The organism is Leifsonia sp. Soil_N53, from assembly GCF_057655165.1.
In genome coordinates this window covers 1-14,854 of sequence record NZ_JBDGMM010000034.1, presented here as the reverse complement: position 1 = coordinate 14,854, position 14,854 = coordinate 1, and the positions used below count along the sequence as shown (strand labels likewise).

At 70.6% G+C, this 14,854-nt stretch carries 14 protein-coding genes; 12 read left to right on the top strand and 2 right to left on the bottom strand.

What is annotated here, in order from left to right; genetic code table 11:
* Window positions 1-98 precede the first annotated feature (98 nt).
* Together AC3A3H_RS02665 and AC3A3H_RS02660 are read left to right on the top strand one after the other, a co-directional pair.
* Window positions 99-1,088: a ribonucleotide-diphosphate reductase subunit beta gene (locus tag AC3A3H_RS02665; RefSeq protein ID WP_487612997.1), complete on the top strand. Its 990-nt coding sequence runs from the start codon at window positions 99-101 to the stop codon at window positions 1,086-1,088.
* A 29-nt stretch (window positions 1,089-1,117) separates the two neighbouring features.
* Entirely contained in the window at window positions 1,118-1,993 is an 876-nt protein-coding gene (locus AC3A3H_RS02660) for a sulfurtransferase (RefSeq protein WP_487612996.1), read from the top strand.
* 33 nt (window positions 1,994-2,026) lie between these two features.
* Here the strand turns inward: AC3A3H_RS02660 and AC3A3H_RS02655 are convergent, their stop codons facing one another.
* Together AC3A3H_RS02655 and AC3A3H_RS02650 are read right to left on the bottom strand one after the other, a co-directional pair.
* Window positions 2,027-3,070: an ABC transporter ATP-binding protein gene (locus tag AC3A3H_RS02655; RefSeq protein ID WP_487612995.1), complete on the bottom strand. Its 1,044-nt coding sequence runs from the start codon at window positions 3,068-3,070 to the stop codon at window positions 2,027-2,029.
* Window positions 3,054-4,061, bottom strand: a complete 1,008-nt coding sequence (locus AC3A3H_RS02650) for an ABC transporter ATP-binding protein (protein ID WP_487612994.1) — start codon at window positions 4,059-4,061, stop codon at window positions 3,054-3,056. Before AC3A3H_RS02650 ends, AC3A3H_RS02655 begins: the two co-directional genes overlap by 17 nt.
* Before the next feature lie 166 nt (window positions 4,062-4,227).
* Between AC3A3H_RS02650 and AC3A3H_RS02645 the strand changes: the two genes are divergently transcribed.
* The 10 genes from AC3A3H_RS02645 to AC3A3H_RS02600 all read left to right on the top strand — a co-directional run.
* Window positions 4,228-5,436, top strand: coding sequence for a dipeptidase (locus tag AC3A3H_RS02645; RefSeq protein ID WP_487612993.1), 1,209 nt, complete (start codon window positions 4,228-4,230; stop codon window positions 5,434-5,436).
* Complete coding sequence (locus AC3A3H_RS02640) at window positions 5,436-7,052, top strand: ABC transporter substrate-binding protein (RefSeq protein ID WP_487612992.1); 1,617 nt, start codon at window positions 5,436-5,438, stop codon at window positions 7,050-7,052. Before AC3A3H_RS02645 ends, AC3A3H_RS02640 begins: the two co-directional genes overlap by 1 nt.
* An 18-nt stretch (window positions 7,053-7,070) precedes the next feature.
* Window positions 7,071-8,033 carry an ABC transporter permease gene (locus AC3A3H_RS02635; RefSeq protein WP_487612991.1) on the top strand — a complete coding sequence of 321 codons (963 nt, stop codon included), beginning with the start codon at window positions 7,071-7,073 and terminating at the stop codon, window positions 8,031-8,033.
* On the top strand, window positions 8,033-8,965 hold the full coding sequence (locus tag AC3A3H_RS02630) for an ABC transporter permease (RefSeq protein WP_487612990.1): 933 nt from the start codon (window positions 8,033-8,035) through the stop codon (window positions 8,963-8,965). Before AC3A3H_RS02635 ends, AC3A3H_RS02630 begins: the two co-directional genes overlap by 1 nt.
* A gap of 37 nt (window positions 8,966-9,002) precedes the next feature.
* On the top strand, window positions 9,003-10,175 hold the full coding sequence (locus tag AC3A3H_RS02625; RefSeq protein WP_487612989.1) for a M24 family metallopeptidase: 1,173 nt from the start codon (window positions 9,003-9,005) through the stop codon (window positions 10,173-10,175).
* 14 nt (window positions 10,176-10,189) lie between these two features.
* The gene (locus AC3A3H_RS02620) at window positions 10,190-11,101 is read left to right on the top strand and encodes an alpha/beta fold hydrolase (RefSeq protein ID WP_487612988.1); all 912 of its coding nucleotides are present in this window, start codon (window positions 10,190-10,192) and stop codon (window positions 11,099-11,101) included.
* Window positions 11,098-12,114: an Lrp/AsnC family transcriptional regulator gene (locus AC3A3H_RS02615; RefSeq protein ID WP_487612987.1), complete on the top strand. Its 1,017-nt coding sequence runs from the start codon at window positions 11,098-11,100 to the stop codon at window positions 12,112-12,114. The genes AC3A3H_RS02620 and AC3A3H_RS02615 overlap by 4 nt, the downstream gene beginning before the upstream one ends.
* 51 nt (window positions 12,115-12,165) lie before the next feature.
* Entirely contained in the window at window positions 12,166-13,188 is a 1,023-nt protein-coding gene (locus AC3A3H_RS02610) for a PLP-dependent cysteine synthase family protein (RefSeq protein WP_487612986.1), read from the top strand.
* A 21-nt stretch (window positions 13,189-13,209) separates the two neighbouring features.
* Window positions 13,210-14,511 carry an NtaA/DmoA family FMN-dependent monooxygenase gene (locus AC3A3H_RS02605; protein WP_487612985.1) on the top strand — a complete coding sequence of 434 codons (1,302 nt, stop codon included), beginning with the start codon at window positions 13,210-13,212 and terminating at the stop codon, window positions 14,509-14,511.
* Window positions 14,512-14,530: 19 nt separating this feature from the next.
* A partial coding sequence (locus AC3A3H_RS02600) for an aromatic amino acid lyase (RefSeq protein ID WP_487612984.1) occupies window positions 14,531-14,854 on the top strand: 324 nt, incomplete at its 3' end.

The following is a 14,854-nucleotide window of genomic DNA, read 5'->3' as shown; positions in this document are numbered from 1 at the left end:
CGGTCGACCCGATGGACGACCTGCAGTGCGAGTCCTGCCAGTAGAGTCCTCCAAGATAATCGGGCCGCAGCCGTAGACGAAAGAGAAGAGAAACACTGATGGGCATCCTGGGAACGGGAATCGAGGAGGGCCTGCTCCTCAAGCCGGTGAAGTACCAGTGGGCGATGGACCTCTACGACCAGGCCGTCGCGAACACCTGGTTCCCCAACGAGATCCAGCTCGGCGAGGACATCGCGGACTTCAAGAAGATGACCGACGAGGAGCGTCACGCGGTCACCTTCCTGATGAGCTACTTCAACCCGAACGAGCTCCTGGTGAACAAGGCGCTGGCGTTCGGCGTCTACCCCTACATCAACGCGGCCGAGGCGCACCTCTACCTCGCCAAGCAGATGTGGGAGGAGGCCAACCACTGCATGTCGTTCGAGTACGTCCTGGAGACGTTCCCGATCGACCGCGGGCAGGCCTACAACTCGCACGTCGACATCCCGTCGATGGCGCGCAAGGAGGAGTTCGAGGTCCGCTTCATCAAGCGGATGACCGAGCAGGCACTCGACATCACGACGACCGAGGGCAAGCAGGACTTCATCCGCAACCTCGTGGCGTACAACGTGATCCTCGAGGGCATCTGGTTCTACTCGGGCTTCATGGTGGCGCTGTCGTTCCGGCAGCGGAACCTGCTGCGCAACTTCGGCTCGCTCATCGACTGGGTGGTGCGCGACGAGTCGCTGCACCTCAAGTTCGGCATCAACCTCATCCTGACGGTGCTGGAGGAGAACCCCGATCTGCAGACGCCGGAGTTCGCCGCCGAGATCCGCCAGATGATCCTGGACGCCGTGGAGATGGAGGAGCAGTACAACCGCGACCTCCTGCCGGGCGGCATCCTGGGCCTGAACGCCAACTACATCAACCAGTACGTCAAGTACCTGGCCGACCGCCGGCTGGAGGAGCTCGGCTTCGAGGCCGAGTACAAGGTCTCCAACCCGGCCAAGTGGATGGCGACCGCCAACGACACGCTCGAGCTGGTCAACTTCTTCGAGTCGACCAACACCTCGTACGAGTCGAACGCGAAGGCGTCGAGCGGGCGCTGACATGACCTCGCTGACATGATCTCGCTGCTATGACGCTGCGGACCTCTCCGCTGATCACCGCCGCCGCGCTGGATGTCGCTCTCGGGGCCGAGTCCCTGTGGAGCGGCGCCGGCCGGCGGCGGTCGACGGTGCGGGTGCTCGATGTGCGCTGGAAGCTCAGCGGCCCTCCCGGCGCCGAGGAGTTCGCCGCCGGGCACATTCCCTCGGCGGTATACGTCGACCTCGACACCGAGCTGGCCGGGCACGGCCTGCCGACGGACGGACGCCATCCGCTCCCGGACATCGAGTCGTTCCAGGAGTCGGCGCGCCGGTGGGGGCTGAACGACGGGGACAGCGTCGTCGTCTACGACGACGTGTCGGGCACGTCGGCCGCCCGGCTCTGGTGGCTGCTGCGCCACGCCGGCTTCGAGGACGTCCGGGTGCTCGACGGCGGCCTCGCCGCCTGGATCGCCTTCGGCGGCGGTCTCGACACCGCCGCGCCCGCTCCGGCGCGGGGCTCGGTGTCGCTGGCCTACGGCTCGCTCCCCACGCTCGACGCGGACGCGGCCGCCGCCCTGGCGCGCGACGGCGTCCTGCTGGACGCGAGGGCGGGCGAGCGGTTCCGCGGCGAGGTCGAGCCCATCGACCCGCGGGCCGGGCACATCCCCGGTGCGGTGAGCGCGCCGACGGCCGGCACCATCGCACCGGACGGCAGGATGCTCGGCCGCGAGGAGCTCGCCGACCGGTTCGCCGAGCTCGGCGTCACGGCTGCGACGGCCGCGGGCGTCTACTGCGGGTCGGGCGTGACCGCCGCGCACGTGGCGCTCGCCATGGAGGCGGGCGGCCTGCCGGTCCCCGCGCTCTACCCCGGGTCGTTCTCCGCCTGGTCGAACGACCCCGACCGTCCGGTCGCGGTCGGCGCCTGACCGCACCCGGCGACCTGCGCGCCGTGCCCGCGTTCAGACCGACACGACCGCCTCGTCGGCGTGATGGCAGGCGACGTCGCGCACGGGCAGCTCCCCGCCGCCGAACGGCCGCAGCGCGGGCGCCGTGGTGCGGCACTCGTCCGTGGCCAGCCAGCAGCGCGGATTGAACCGGCAGCCGGCCGGCGGGTCCACGGGCGACGGCGGCTCGCCGCCGAGGATGCGCCGCTGCGCCAGCCGGCCGCGTCCTTCCCGCGTCGCGGTCGGCGTCGCCGACAGCAGCGCCTTCGTGTACGGGTGCGAGGGACTGTCGTAGATCGACTCCGTGTCGCCGACCTCGGCGATGCGGCCGAGGTACATCACCGCGACCCGGTCGGCGAGGTGCCGGACGACCGACAGGTCGTGGGCGATGAAGACGATGGAGACGCCGAGGCGCCGGCGGAGGTCGGCCAGCAGGTTCACCACCTGGGCCTGCACCGACACGTCGAGCGCGGACACCGGCTCGTCGCAGACCAGCACGTCGGGGTCCAGTGCGAGCGCGCGGGCGATGCCGATGCGCTGACGCTGGCCGCCCGAGAACTGGTGCGCGAACCGGCCGAGCATGTCCTCGCCGAGGCCGACGAGCTCCAGCAGCTCCACGGCACGGGCCCGCCGCGCCGCCCGGCCCATGGCGTGCGCGGCAGCGAGCGGCTCGGTGACGATGTCGAGCACCGTCAGGCGCGGGTCGAGCGACGCGTACGGGTCCTGGAAGATCATCTGGACGCCCTGGCGCAGGTGCTTGCGGTCGCTCAGCCGGCCGCGGCTGACGTCGCGGCCACGGTAGGCGATGGTCCCCTCGTCGGGGCGTTCCAGCCCGACGAGCATGCGCGCGAGCGTGGACTTGCCGCAGCCGGACTCGCCGACGATGCCGAGGACCTCCCCGGCGCGCAGCTCCAGGCTCACCCCGTCGACCGCCGAGACGGTCGCGCCGCGCAGCCGGGAGCCGGTCGCGAAGCGCCGCGCGAGCCCGGACGCGGAGAGGACGACCTCGCGGTCGTCGGCCGGCACGACGGTCAGGACGGCGTCAGGAGACGAGTTCATCGACGAGCTCCTCGGATCGGAGGCAGGCGGCCCGCCTGCCGGCGGCGACCTCCACGAGCGGAGGGCGGGTGGTGACGCACGCGGCCACGGCGAGGTGGCAGCGCGGATGGAAGGCGCAGCCGACCGGCACGCGGGCCGGGCTGGGCGGCGAGCCCGGGATGGTCAGCAGGTCGGAGCCGCGCTCGGCCGCATGCGGCACCGAGCGGAGGAGCGCCTCCGTGTACGGGTGCGCCGGACGGGTGAACACGGTGTCGGCGCTGCCCGACTCGACGATGCGGCCGGCGTACATGACGTTGACGTGGTCCGCGACCTCCATCACGACGCCCAGGTCGTGGGTGATGAGCAGGACGCCCATACCGAGCTGATCGCGCAGCGAGCCGAGCAGGTCGAGGATCTGCGCCTGGACGGTCACATCGAGCGCCGTCGTCGGCTCGTCGGCGATGAGCAGCTCCGGCTCCAGCGCGATCGCCATCGCGATGAGGATGCGCTGCCGCATCCCGCCGGAGAACTGGTGCGGGTAGTCGTCGACGCGGCGGTTCGGGGCCGGGATGCCGACCAGGGCGAGCAGCTCCACCGCCCGGGCCTTGGCCTGCCGCCGGCTCGCTCCTCTGTGCACGCGGAAGAGCTCCCCGATCTGGTCGCCGATGGTCATCACCGGGTTGAGCGCCGACAGCGCGTCCTGGAGCACGAGCGCCATGCGCTCTCCCCGGAGCCGGCGCCGGGCCTCCTCGCCGGCGGTCAGCAGGTCGACGTCGCCGAGGCGGAGCTCGTCGGCGGTGACCCGGGTGTGCTCGTCGCCGAGCCCCATGATGGCGCGGGCGGCGACCGATTTGCCGGAGCCGGACTCGCCGAGCAGGGCGACGAACTCCCCGCGACCGACGCGGAGGTCGACCTCCCGCACCGCCGGCACGTCCGGCCCGGAGCCGGTGAAGGCCACGGAGAGGTTGCGTACGCGCAGCACCTCGGCGCCGCGATCGTTTCTGCTGTCCACGCTGACATCCTTGCACGAGAGTTGTTTCCGGAATGTTTCAATGACGAAACGAATTTGCCGAATTTTCAAATCCATATTGACACAGACGCCGAATATAAACGAGATTGGCTCCTGTCGCGCCAGATGCGCGCTCTCGACACCCCCGCACCAGGACCGAAGGAGAACCGTGCTCGACCCCTCCCCGCGCTACACCGGCTACACGGCGTACGACTACCTCGAAGCCGGCAAGGACTACCGCGGCTTCCGTTACGCCAAGCAGATCAACCGCGTGCCCGAGTACTCCGGGCTCGACCTCGGCGACGCCGAGCGCGAGCGCACCACGCGTCTGCTGACCGAGTCCACCGTGATCTCGCTGCACGACCACGTGCAGGTCTTCCCGGAGGACATGACCCAGCTCCGCGACCACATCCGCCAGGGCCGCGAACCAACCGGCTACGAGGGCCTCAGCCGCTCGGGCCTCACGGCGGTCTTCGACAACGGCATGGACGGCACCTGCTGCATCTCGAGCGACGCCGGCTGGAAGTACCAGGACGTGCTGTTCGACCTCGGCGTCCGGATGGCCGACATCGCCCACCAGGACTTCGTGATCAAGGGCGAGACCATCAAGGACATCGAGTACGCGGCGGAGACCGGCCGGATCGCGCACATCTTCGCGCTCGAGGCCGCCACCCCGATCGAGAACGAGGTCGACCGGCTCGACGTCCTCTACGGGTTCGGCGTGCGCCAGATGGGCATCGCCTACTCGGAGGCGAACTACCTCGGCTCCGGCCTCAAGGAGCGCGGCGACGGCGGGCTCACCTACTTCGGCGAGCGCGCGATCGAGCGGATGAACAAGCTCGGCATCGCCATCGACGTCTCGCACTCCGGCGACCGCACGGCCGTCGACGCGATCAAGGCCTCCACCCGGCCCGTGTTCATCACGCACGCCGGCGCCCGCGGTCTGTGGCCCACGAACCGCATGAAGACCGACGAGACGATCATCGAGTGCGCCAAGCGCGGCGGAGTCATCGGCATCGAGGCGGCGCCGCACACGACGCTCTCGCCGCAGCACCCGCGGCACTCCCTGGAGTCGGTGATGGACCACTTCCAGTACTGCGTCGACCTGGTCGGCCTCGAGCACGTCAGCTTCGGGCCGGACACCCTGTTCGGCGACCACGTCGGGCTGCACGACGCGTTCTCGTCCAACCTGTCCCTCGGCCAGGCGCACGGGCGTGTCGACTTCGAGAAGGTCGAGTACGTCGACGGGATCGAGAACCCGGCCGAGGAGTTCTTCAACATCATCGGCTGGCTGGTCAAGCACGGCTACTCCGACGACGAGATCCGCGCCGTCGTGGGTGGGAACACTCTGCGGGTCCTGAAGGAGGTGTGGGTCTGATGCGCCCACGGAAGATCGCGGTCGCCGTCGCGGCGCTCGCAGCGGCGGCACTCGGGCTGAGCGCGTGCGCTCCCAGCGCCCCGACCGCCGCGGGCACGGCGACCGCCGGCTCGCAGACGCTGACGGTGGCCACCACCACCGACGTCGTGAACTACAACCCGCTGATCGGCAACAGCCGAAGCGACGACTGGATCACGAACCTCATGTACCCGCACCTGCTCAGCATCGCCAACGACGGCTCGAAGACGCCGCAGCTGGCGACCAAGTGGGGTTACGTGAACCCGACGACCGGCTACTACGACATCCGCAGCGACATGAAGTGGAGCGACGGCCAGCCGCTGACGGCGGACGACGTGGCCTGGACGCTGAACGCGGTGAAGAAGGACAAGCCGTCCGGCACGTTCTACGGCCAGCTCGGGAGCCTCGACACCGCCAAGGCGGTCTCGAAGACCCGGGTGGAGTTCACCCTGACCAAGCCCGACTCGACGATCGTCGACGAGATCGGCTTCTGGGGCAACATCGTCCCGAAGCACATCTTCGAGAAGGCGCCCTCGGTGGCCACCTTCGCCAACGACGGCAGCGACGGCGGCTGGGTCAGCGCGGGACCGTACAAGCTGACCAAGGTCCAGGTCGGGCAGAGCTACACGATGGATCGTGTAGACGACTACCCGCTCGTGAAGGGCGGGACCCCGCTGTCGGCGAAGGTCGTCTACCGGGTGTTCCCCGACATCAACACCGAGATCCTCGCGCTGCAGAGCGGTGAGGTGCAGGCGATCGCGAACGCGCTCCCGCCGGCCCAGGTCGCCAAGCTGAAGGCGACTCCGGGCATCTCGGTCGAGGAGGCCGTTGGTCTGGGCTACGCGCACATGACCTACAACATGAAGAACCCGGCGCTCGCGAAGCTCCCGGTGCGCCAGGCCCTCGCCCACGCGGTCGACTACAACGCGATCCGTAAGGTGGTCCTCCAGGGCCAGGCGGTCTCGACGGGCTCCAGCCCGCTGATGCCGGTGCTCGGTGACTACTACGACAAGTCCCTCACCGAGTACTCGTTCGACACCGCGCAGGCGCGCAAGCTGATGGAGCAGGCCGGCTACACCGCGGGTGCGGACGGCATGTTCCCAGTCAAGTTCCGGCTGATCTACTCGCTCCAGGACAGCGTCACCAGCCAGTGGGCCAGCCTGGTCAAGGACAGCGCGGCGAAGGCGGGCATCGCGATCGACCTGCAGGGCACCGAGCGCAACACGTATCTCGCGATGACCAACAAGGGCGACTTCGACATCTACGCCGGCAACTTCGCCATCATGGACGACCCGGTGACGAACATGACGCTCGCGTACCTGCCGGGCGGCGCCATCAACTACACCTACAACGACGACCCGAAGCTCAACGACCTGATCGCCCAGGGCACGGCCACGACGGACAAGTCGAAGAAGGTGAAGCTGATGCAGCAGGCCGCGAAGATCGTGCACGACAACGTCTACGACAACATCATGTACACGCAGAACCTCTACTTCGCGCACAGCTCGAAGTGGACCGGGTTCGTGTCGCTGCCCAGCGAGCTGCTCTCCATCGTCAACCCGGTGTCGCTCGCGAGCGCGCACCCGACCGGCAAGTAGTCGAGAAGGGCGTCCCGCGTGTCTCGGTTCCTGTTCCTCCTCCCGCGGCTCGGGAGGGGAGTGCTCACGATCTGGTTCGCCGTCACCGTGACCTTCCTCCTCCTGCGCCTCCTGCCCGGAGACCCGGCGCTGGCCGTCGCCAGCCCGAACATGACCGCGGACACGCGGGAAGCCCTGCTCACGCAGTACGGGCTCAATCAGCCTCTGATTGTGCAGTACGGCATCTATCTGTGGCAGCTTCTCCAGGGCAACCTGGGGGTGTCGTTCACGCAGTCGATTCCTGTGCTCGACGTGCTGATGCAACGGCTCCCGTGGACGCTGCTGCTCACGGGCACCGCGCTGGTGCTCACGGTGGTCGTCGGCATCCCGCTCGGGGTGCTGGCGGCCTCCCACCGCGGCCGGTTCCTCGACAAGGTGGTGCAGATCGTGGGTGTGACCGGCCAGTCGATCTTCGTCCCGAGCATCGGCGTGCTGCTGCTGTTCGTGTTCGGGCTGATGCTCCACTGGTTGCCGATCGGCGGCGCCTACGACCAGGACGCCTACGGGCTCGCCTGGTACGGGAGCGTGGCGGAGCACCTCATCCTCCCGGCCCTCTCGCTCATGCTCGTCCAGCTCGGCTCGTACGTGCTGACGATGCGCTCCACCCTGATCGACGCGCTCGGCGAGGACTACACCACGCTCGCCCGGGCGAACGGGCTGCCCTACCGCCGCGTGCTGTGGAAGCACGCGCTGCGCAACGCGCTCCTGCCCACCACCACGCTGATCGGGCTCCAGCTCGGCTTCCTGGTCGGCGGCGCGGTCCTGACCGAGACGGTCTTCGCCTACCCCGGCATCGGCCGCGGGATCTACGAGGCCGTCACCCAGCTGGACTTCCCGGTGCTGCAGGGCGCCTTCCTGATGCTCGCGATCACGGTCGTGGTGGCGAACATGATCACGGACACCGTCTACGGTTTCCTCGACCCGAGAGTGAAGAAGGCCTGATGACCGGAGTGAGCACGGACGGCGCCGTCGCCACGGTGTCAGCGGCGAGGATCGAGGAGGAGTCGATCGGGCTCGAGCCCGTCGCTCTGGAGAACGCCCGCGCGGGCCTCCAGACCTGGCGGGCGTTCCGGCGCGAGCCGCTCGGGATGCTCGCCCTCGGCGTCCTCATCCTCCTCACCGTCGTGGCGATCGCGGCGCCGCTCATCGCGCCCTACCCGCCGAGCTACGGGGAGCTCGTGCTCGCGCCGCCGAGCGCGCAGCACTGGTTCGGCACCGACAGCCTCGGCCGCGACGTGTTCGGCGAGGTGGTCTGGGGGTCGCAGCAGAGCATCCTCGTCGCCGTCGCCGCGTCGGCGATCGCGATCGTCGTCGGGACCCTGGTCGCCGTCGTCGGCGCGTACTTCCGCCGCATCGACGGGTTCATCAGCGTGCTGGTCGACCTGACCCTGTCGCTGCCGGTGCTTCCGCTGATGATCCTCATCGCGGCGCTGGTCGGGCCGAGCACGACGACGATCATCCTCGTCGTGGCGGCGTTCTCCTGGCCGGAGGTCACCCGGCTGGTCCGCTCGCAGGCCCTGACGGTCGTGCGGCTGCCGTACGTGGACGCCGCCCGGCTGATGACGACCTCCCCGCTCTGGATCATCGTGCGGCACATCGTTCCAGCGGTGACGCCGGTGATCGTCGTCTCGGTGGTCGTCACGGCGTCGCGCGCGGTGCTGTCGGCGGCGGGGCTGGCGTTCCTCGGCCTCGGCGACCCGAACGTCTGGTCGTGGGGCCGGATCCTCTACGAGGCGCAGCAGTCCGGTGCGATGTCGAGCGCGTGGTGGCTGACCCTTTTCCCGTCCCTCGCGATCCTGCTGCTCGTGCTGTCGGCGACGCTGCTGTCGATCTCCTACAACGACGCCCGCAACCCGCGCTCGCGCCGCCGCTGACCCGGCGTACCCGCTGCGACCGCACGAGAGGAAGACCGTGTTCACCACCCGACTGGCGCCCGAGGTGCTCGACCGGCTGCAGGAGCGCGTCCGCGAGCGCCTGCGCGCCGAGCGGCTGGACGCGCTGCTCACCGATTCGCCCGAGGACGTGGCCTACCTCACCGGCTTCTTCCACCACCCGTCCGAGCGGCCCGTGGCCGTGTGGCTGGACGCCGCCGGCGGCGCCGTCCTGCTCGTCCCGGAGCTGGAGCGCGAGAACGCCGAGCGCCAGCACGCGCGCGCCGAGATCGTCTCCTACCCCGAGTTCCCCGGGGTGCTCCCGCCGTTCCGCGCGCTCGCGTCGCGGGTCGGCGCCGCGGGCCGGGTCGGGTACACGACCGGGATGACCTGGGAGCGGCAGCACGCCGCGTTCGCCGAGCTGGCCGTCGGGGAGGCCGTGCCCACCCCGCTGGTCACCGAAGCCCGCTTCGTCAAGCTGCCCGAGGAGATCGCGCTGCACTCCGAGGCGGCGCGGATCACCGATCTGATGCTGGCGGCCGGGGTCGCCCTGGTGCGCGAGCGGATCGCGGGCGGGGACGAGCTCCCCACCGAGGCCGAGCTCGCCTCCCACGTCGGCCGGGTCGGCGTCGCGACCATGTACGCCGAGCACGACGACGTGATCGTCGTCTCGCCGCTCGCGGGCGGCCTGGTCTACGCAGGCGCGAACTCCGCCTATCCGCACGGCCTGCCGTCGGGCTACCGGCTGCGCCCGGGCGACACCTTCATGCTCTCGCTCGGCTGCGCCGTCGGCGGCCGGTTCGTCGAGGGCGAGCGCACGTTCGTCCTCGGCGAGCCGAGCCCCGCCCAGCGGCGGTACCACGACGCGGTCCGCCTGGCGCAGGCGACCGGCGCCCGCGCCATCGCTCCGGGCCGGGAGTGCCGCGAGGCCAACAAGGACTGCCTGGACGTCATCCGCGCCTCCGGCCTCGGCGAGTACCTGCGCCACCGGCAGGGCCACGGCATCGGGCTCGGCATGCACGAGCCGCCGTGGCTGGAGGACGGGGACGCCACCCTGCTCGCGGCGGGCATGATCGTCTCGAACGAGCCGGGGATCTACGTCCCGGGCCACGCCGGCTACCGCATCTCGGACAGCATGCTGGTCACAGCGGACGGCTCGCGACCGCTCACCGCGTTCCCCCGCGACCTCGACTCCTGCACCATCGCCCTCTGAAGAAAGGAACCACCGTGACCGCACGCCAGAGCGTCTCTCCCGAGTTCGCTGCAGCCACGACCACCGCCCAGTCCGTCGAGATCAACGGCAACAGCCTCGCCGTCGAGGTGCTCGGCCCGGAGGGCGCGCCCGTCATCATCACGCACCACGGGGCACCGGGGCTCGGCTCGCGCGCCGAGCCGCGGGCCAGCTTCGGCCGGCTCGCCGACGAGTACCGCGTGGTCGTCTTCGACGCGCGCGGATCAGGGGAGAGCGAGGGCTCGGGTGAGTTCAGCCACGAGCAGTGGGCGGCCGACATCGACGGGCTCCGCGAGTGGATCGGCGCCGAGCGGATCATCATGGCGGGCGGCTCCTACGGCGGGTTCATGTCGCTGGAGTACGCGGTCCGCTACCCGGAGCGCGTGCAGGCGCTGGTGCTGCGGGACACCGCTGCAGACCACTCCCACTCGGCGCTGTCGCGCGCCAACGCACTCGCCTCCGACCGGGTGACGGTCGACATGGCCAAGTTCGACCGGATCGACGAGGGCAGGGTGCGCGACGACGACGACCTGCGCGACTGCTGGCGCGAGATCCTGCCGCTCTACGATTTCGTCTACGACCCGGAGGCGGTCGAGCGCAAGGTCGCCGCCACGCCGTACCGCTACGAGGCCCACAACTACGCGTTCTCGAAGAACCTGCCCTCCTATGATCTAAGGGACGCGCTTCCCGGGATCACGGCTCCGACGCTCGTGACGGTCGGCCGCACCGACTGGATCACGCCGGTCTCGTGCAGCGAGACGATCGTCTCGCTGATCCCGGACACGCGGTTGGCGATCTTCGAGAAGTCGGGGCACTCGCCCCAGATCGAGGAGGCGGAGGAATGGACGGCCACGGTTCGCGACTTCCTGCATCAGGTGGTGCCTCCGCGACCGGGCACGGCCGAGTGAAGGCCCTCGACACGCTCGACGAGCTCGACCGCAAGATCATCGTCGCCCTGCAGCACGACGGCAGGGCCAGCTGGACGGCCATCGCCGACATGGTGGGCAGCTCCACCGCGACGGTGGCCCGCCGCGGCCAGCAGCTCGTCGCCGACGGCATCGTCCGCATCGCCGTCGTGCCGGCGCTCGGGAGCTCCGGCCAGGTGGACTCGTTCCTCGTCCGGCTCAACTGCCGGCCGGGCACGCAGCTCGATGTCGCCGCGGCGCTCGTCGCGCACGCGGACGTCCGCTTCCTCACCCTGGTGACCGGGCAGTACGACATCATCGCCGAGGTGGTCGTGACCGGGGGAGCGGCGCACTACCCGACGCTCATCCAGTCGCTGCAGTCCATCGCCGGGATCCGGCGCTGGCGGAGCGACATCATCATGCACGTGTACAAGGTCCGGCACGACTGGAGCCGGCGGCTGTTCGCCGAGACGATGCGCCTCCCGGAGCCGACGGCGCAGAAGCTGTCGCTGGTCGACGCGGGGTCGTGCGAGCCGTCGCACTTCGACGACGCGGACCGGCGGATCCTCGCCGAGCTGCGCGAGGACGGCCGGGCGGCCTTCCAGTCGGTGGGCGACCGGATGGGGATGAACGAGTCGAGCGTCCGCCGTCGTTTCGACCGGCTCCGCAGCAAGGGCTGCGTCGACATCCTCACGCTCGTCCCCGCGGCGGCGCTCGGGATGGGCGCGGAGACGCTGCTGCTGGTGCGCGTCGCGCCCGACCGGCTGCAGAAGGTCGCGGCCGCCCTGTCGGAGTACCCCGCCGTGCGCTACCTCGCCGCGATCCTCGACGACAACTCGCTCTTCTGCGAGCTGATCAGCCCGTCGGTCGCCGACCTCAACGATTTCATCTCGCACACGCTCGCTCTGCTGGACGGCGTCGAGGGGTGGACAGGCGCCATGGAGCTGCTGTACCTCAAGCGCGGGTTCGTGGAGACGCCGTGGTGGCGGACGCAGGTGGGGTACGCGGCGGTGTAACACGTCGACACAGCCTGTGCGCATCCCCGCAAGCCCGTCTATCGTTCCTGCATGACCGCGCTCCATCCCGTCCCCACGCCGGCCCCCGGGAACCTCCCGCTGGGCGAGGTGTGCGATTCGGTGGCCGCGCTGATCGGCAACACCCCGATCGTGGAGCTGCATTCGCTCCCGGCCGGGCTCGAGGCACGTGTGCTGGTGAAGCTCGAGGGCCGCAATCCCGGCGGCTCGTCCAAGGACCGCACCGCCCTGAACATGATCCGCACGGCCGAGGCCGCGGGCGCGCTCACCCCCGGCGGCACCATCGTGGAGGCGACCAGCGGCAACACCGGCATCGGCCTGGCCCTCATCGGCCGGCTCACCGGCCACCCCGTCGTCATCGTGCACGCCGCCGACATCTCCGAGGAGAAGCGCAAGGTCCTCGCCGCCTACGGCGCGCGCCTGGTGGAGGCCGATTGGGAGGCGGGCCCGGACTCCCCGGCCAACCCGCGCGCCGTCGCCGACCGGATCGCCGCCGAGACCCCGGGATCCTGGCGGCCCGCGCAGTTCGCCAACACGGCGAACCCCGAGGCGCACTACCGCGGCACCGGCCCGGAGATCTGGCGCCAGACCGCGGGCCGGGTGACCCATTTCGTCGCCGCCATCGGCACCGGCGGCACCGTGAGCGGCGCCGGCCGCTACCTCAAGCAGGTCAGCGGCGGCGCGGTGGAGGTCCACGGAGCGAACCCCGCCGGCTCGACCTACGGCGGCGGCCCGGCCGGGCGCATCCTGGTCGACGGCGTCGGCACCGCGTGGCCGCGCGAGTTCTGGCCCGGCACCTTCGACCCGGAGGTGGTGGACGAGGTCCACACCGTCGAGGATGGAGTCGTGTACCGCACGCTGCGCCGGCTCGCGGCCGAGGAGGCTCTCCTGCTCGGCCCGTCGTCGGCGCTCGCTGTCGCGGCCGCCCTGCGGGTGGCGCGCGAGGCGCGACCCGGCTCGATCGTCGTGGCGATCGCTCCGGACGGCGGCACGAACTACCTGACCAAGGCGTACGACCCCGAGTGGCTGAGCGCCGCCGGCGTCGGCGTCGACTGACGCGCCGACCAGAGAGAACGCATGGCACTCCTTCATTTCGCCTGGTTCCTCGGCGCCGGCTTCGGCGTCCAGGGCTGGGGCGACCCCACCTACGGCATCGGCTACGACTGGAGGCAGCCGCCGGTCTACCAGGACGCCGCGCGCGCCTTCGAGGGCGCCGGGTTCGACCTGTTCATCATCGAGGACGGCGTGGCCGTCCCCGACACCTACGGCGGCTCGGCCGAGGTGAACCTCGCCGCCGCGCGGTTCGTGCCCAAGCACGACCCGCTGCCGCTCGTGCCGTACCTGCTGGGCGCGACCTCCCGGCTCGGCATCGTGCCGACCCTGAGCGCGAGCTTCTACGAGCCGTTCACCGCCGCGCGGCTGCTGAGCACGCTGCAGCACTTCGCCGGCGGCCGACTCGGCTTCAATGTCGTCACCAGCGGGTCGGACCTCGCCGCCCAGAACTACGGACTCGACAAGCAGGTCGAGCACGACCTCCGCTACGACCGCGCCGACGAGTGGGTGGACGTCGTCCGCAAGCTCTGGCGCAGCTGGGAGCCCGACGCGATCGTCGAGGACGTCGCCGGCGGCGTCTTCGCCGACTACCGCAAGGTGCACACGATCGACCACGAGGGCCGGTTCTTCCGGGTCCGCGGTCCGCTCAACACCGCTCCGGCGGCCGAGGAGCCGGTCATGGTGCAGGCGGGCGCGTCCGGCCGCGGCCGCGACTTCGCCGGCAAGAACTCCGACGTCGTGCTGGCGCTGGCCTCCACGCCCGAGCGGATGCGCAACTACCGAGACAGCATCCGAGAGGTCGCCGTGCAGCACGGCCGCGCCGCCGACGCGGTCAAGGTGCTCTTCGTCGTGCAGCCGATCCTGACGGCGAACGCCGAGGAGACCGCGAGCGTGCGGGCGGCGCGGGCCGAGCTGACCCAGGCCGCGATCGACGAGCAGCTGCAGTCGATCAGCTACCTGACCGGGGTCGACTTCAAGACGTTCGACCTCGACGCCCCGCTGCCGGAGATCACCACGAACAGCAACCGCGGCACGCTCGACAACTTCCTCTCCTCCGCTCCGGCGGGCTCGACGCTGCGTGAGATCCTGGCGACCCGGGCGAAGAAGGACGGCCTTGCCATCATCGGCACCGCCGACGAGGTGGCCGACCACCTGGGCGCGCTGGGGGAGGCGGTCGGCGGCGACGGGTTCCTGTTCACCGGCCAGGTGCACCCGGCGCACGTGCACCGCACCCTCGATCCGCTGGTCCCGGCGCTGCGGCGCCGCGGGTTGCTGCGCTCCGAGCTCGGTGACGGCGGCCTGCGGCAGAACCTCGCCGACTTCTAGATGAACACGGATTTCTGAGATGAACACGGTCCGTCTCGGCGCGCAGCCTCCGTCCGTCTCCGACATCGTGGCGGTGGCGGAGGGCGCGCCGGTCGAGCTCGACGCCGACGCCCGGGCGACGATCGCGGCCTCCCGCGCCGTGGTCGAGCGGGCGATCGAGGCAGGCGAGCCGGTCTACGGGCTGAACCGCCGGCTCGGCGCCGGACGCGACGATGTGGTGGAGGCGGCCGAGTTCGCCGCCTTCCAGCGCCGCACCATCGCCAACCACCGCGGCGGGATCGGCGCCGCGCTGAGCGAGGTGGAGGCGCGCGCCGTCGTCGCGACGCGCCTCGCCGGCTTCGCG

Coding starts and splice junctions, on each gene's coding strand:
- AC3A3H_RS02605 (WP_487612985.1), top strand. CDS start 13,210: ATGGCACTCCTTCATTTCGCCTGGTTCCTCGGCGCCGGCTTCGGCGTC.
- AC3A3H_RS02640 (WP_487612992.1), top strand. CDS start 5,436: ATGCGCCCACGGAAGATCGCGGTCGCCGTCGCGGCGCTCGCAGCGGCG.
- AC3A3H_RS02660 (WP_487612996.1), top strand. CDS start 1,118: ATGACGCTGCGGACCTCTCCGCTGATCACCGCCGCCGCGCTGGATGTC.
- AC3A3H_RS02655 (WP_487612995.1), bottom strand. CDS start 3,070: ATGAACTCGTCTCCTGACGCCGTCCTGACCGTCGTGCCGGCCGACGAC.
- AC3A3H_RS02665 (WP_487612997.1), top strand. CDS start 99: ATGGGCATCCTGGGAACGGGAATCGAGGAGGGCCTGCTCCTCAAGCCG.
- AC3A3H_RS02610 (WP_487612986.1), top strand. CDS start 12,166: ATGACCGCGCTCCATCCCGTCCCCACGCCGGCCCCCGGGAACCTCCCG.
- AC3A3H_RS02630 (WP_487612990.1), top strand. CDS start 8,033: ATGACCGGAGTGAGCACGGACGGCGCCGTCGCCACGGTGTCAGCGGCG.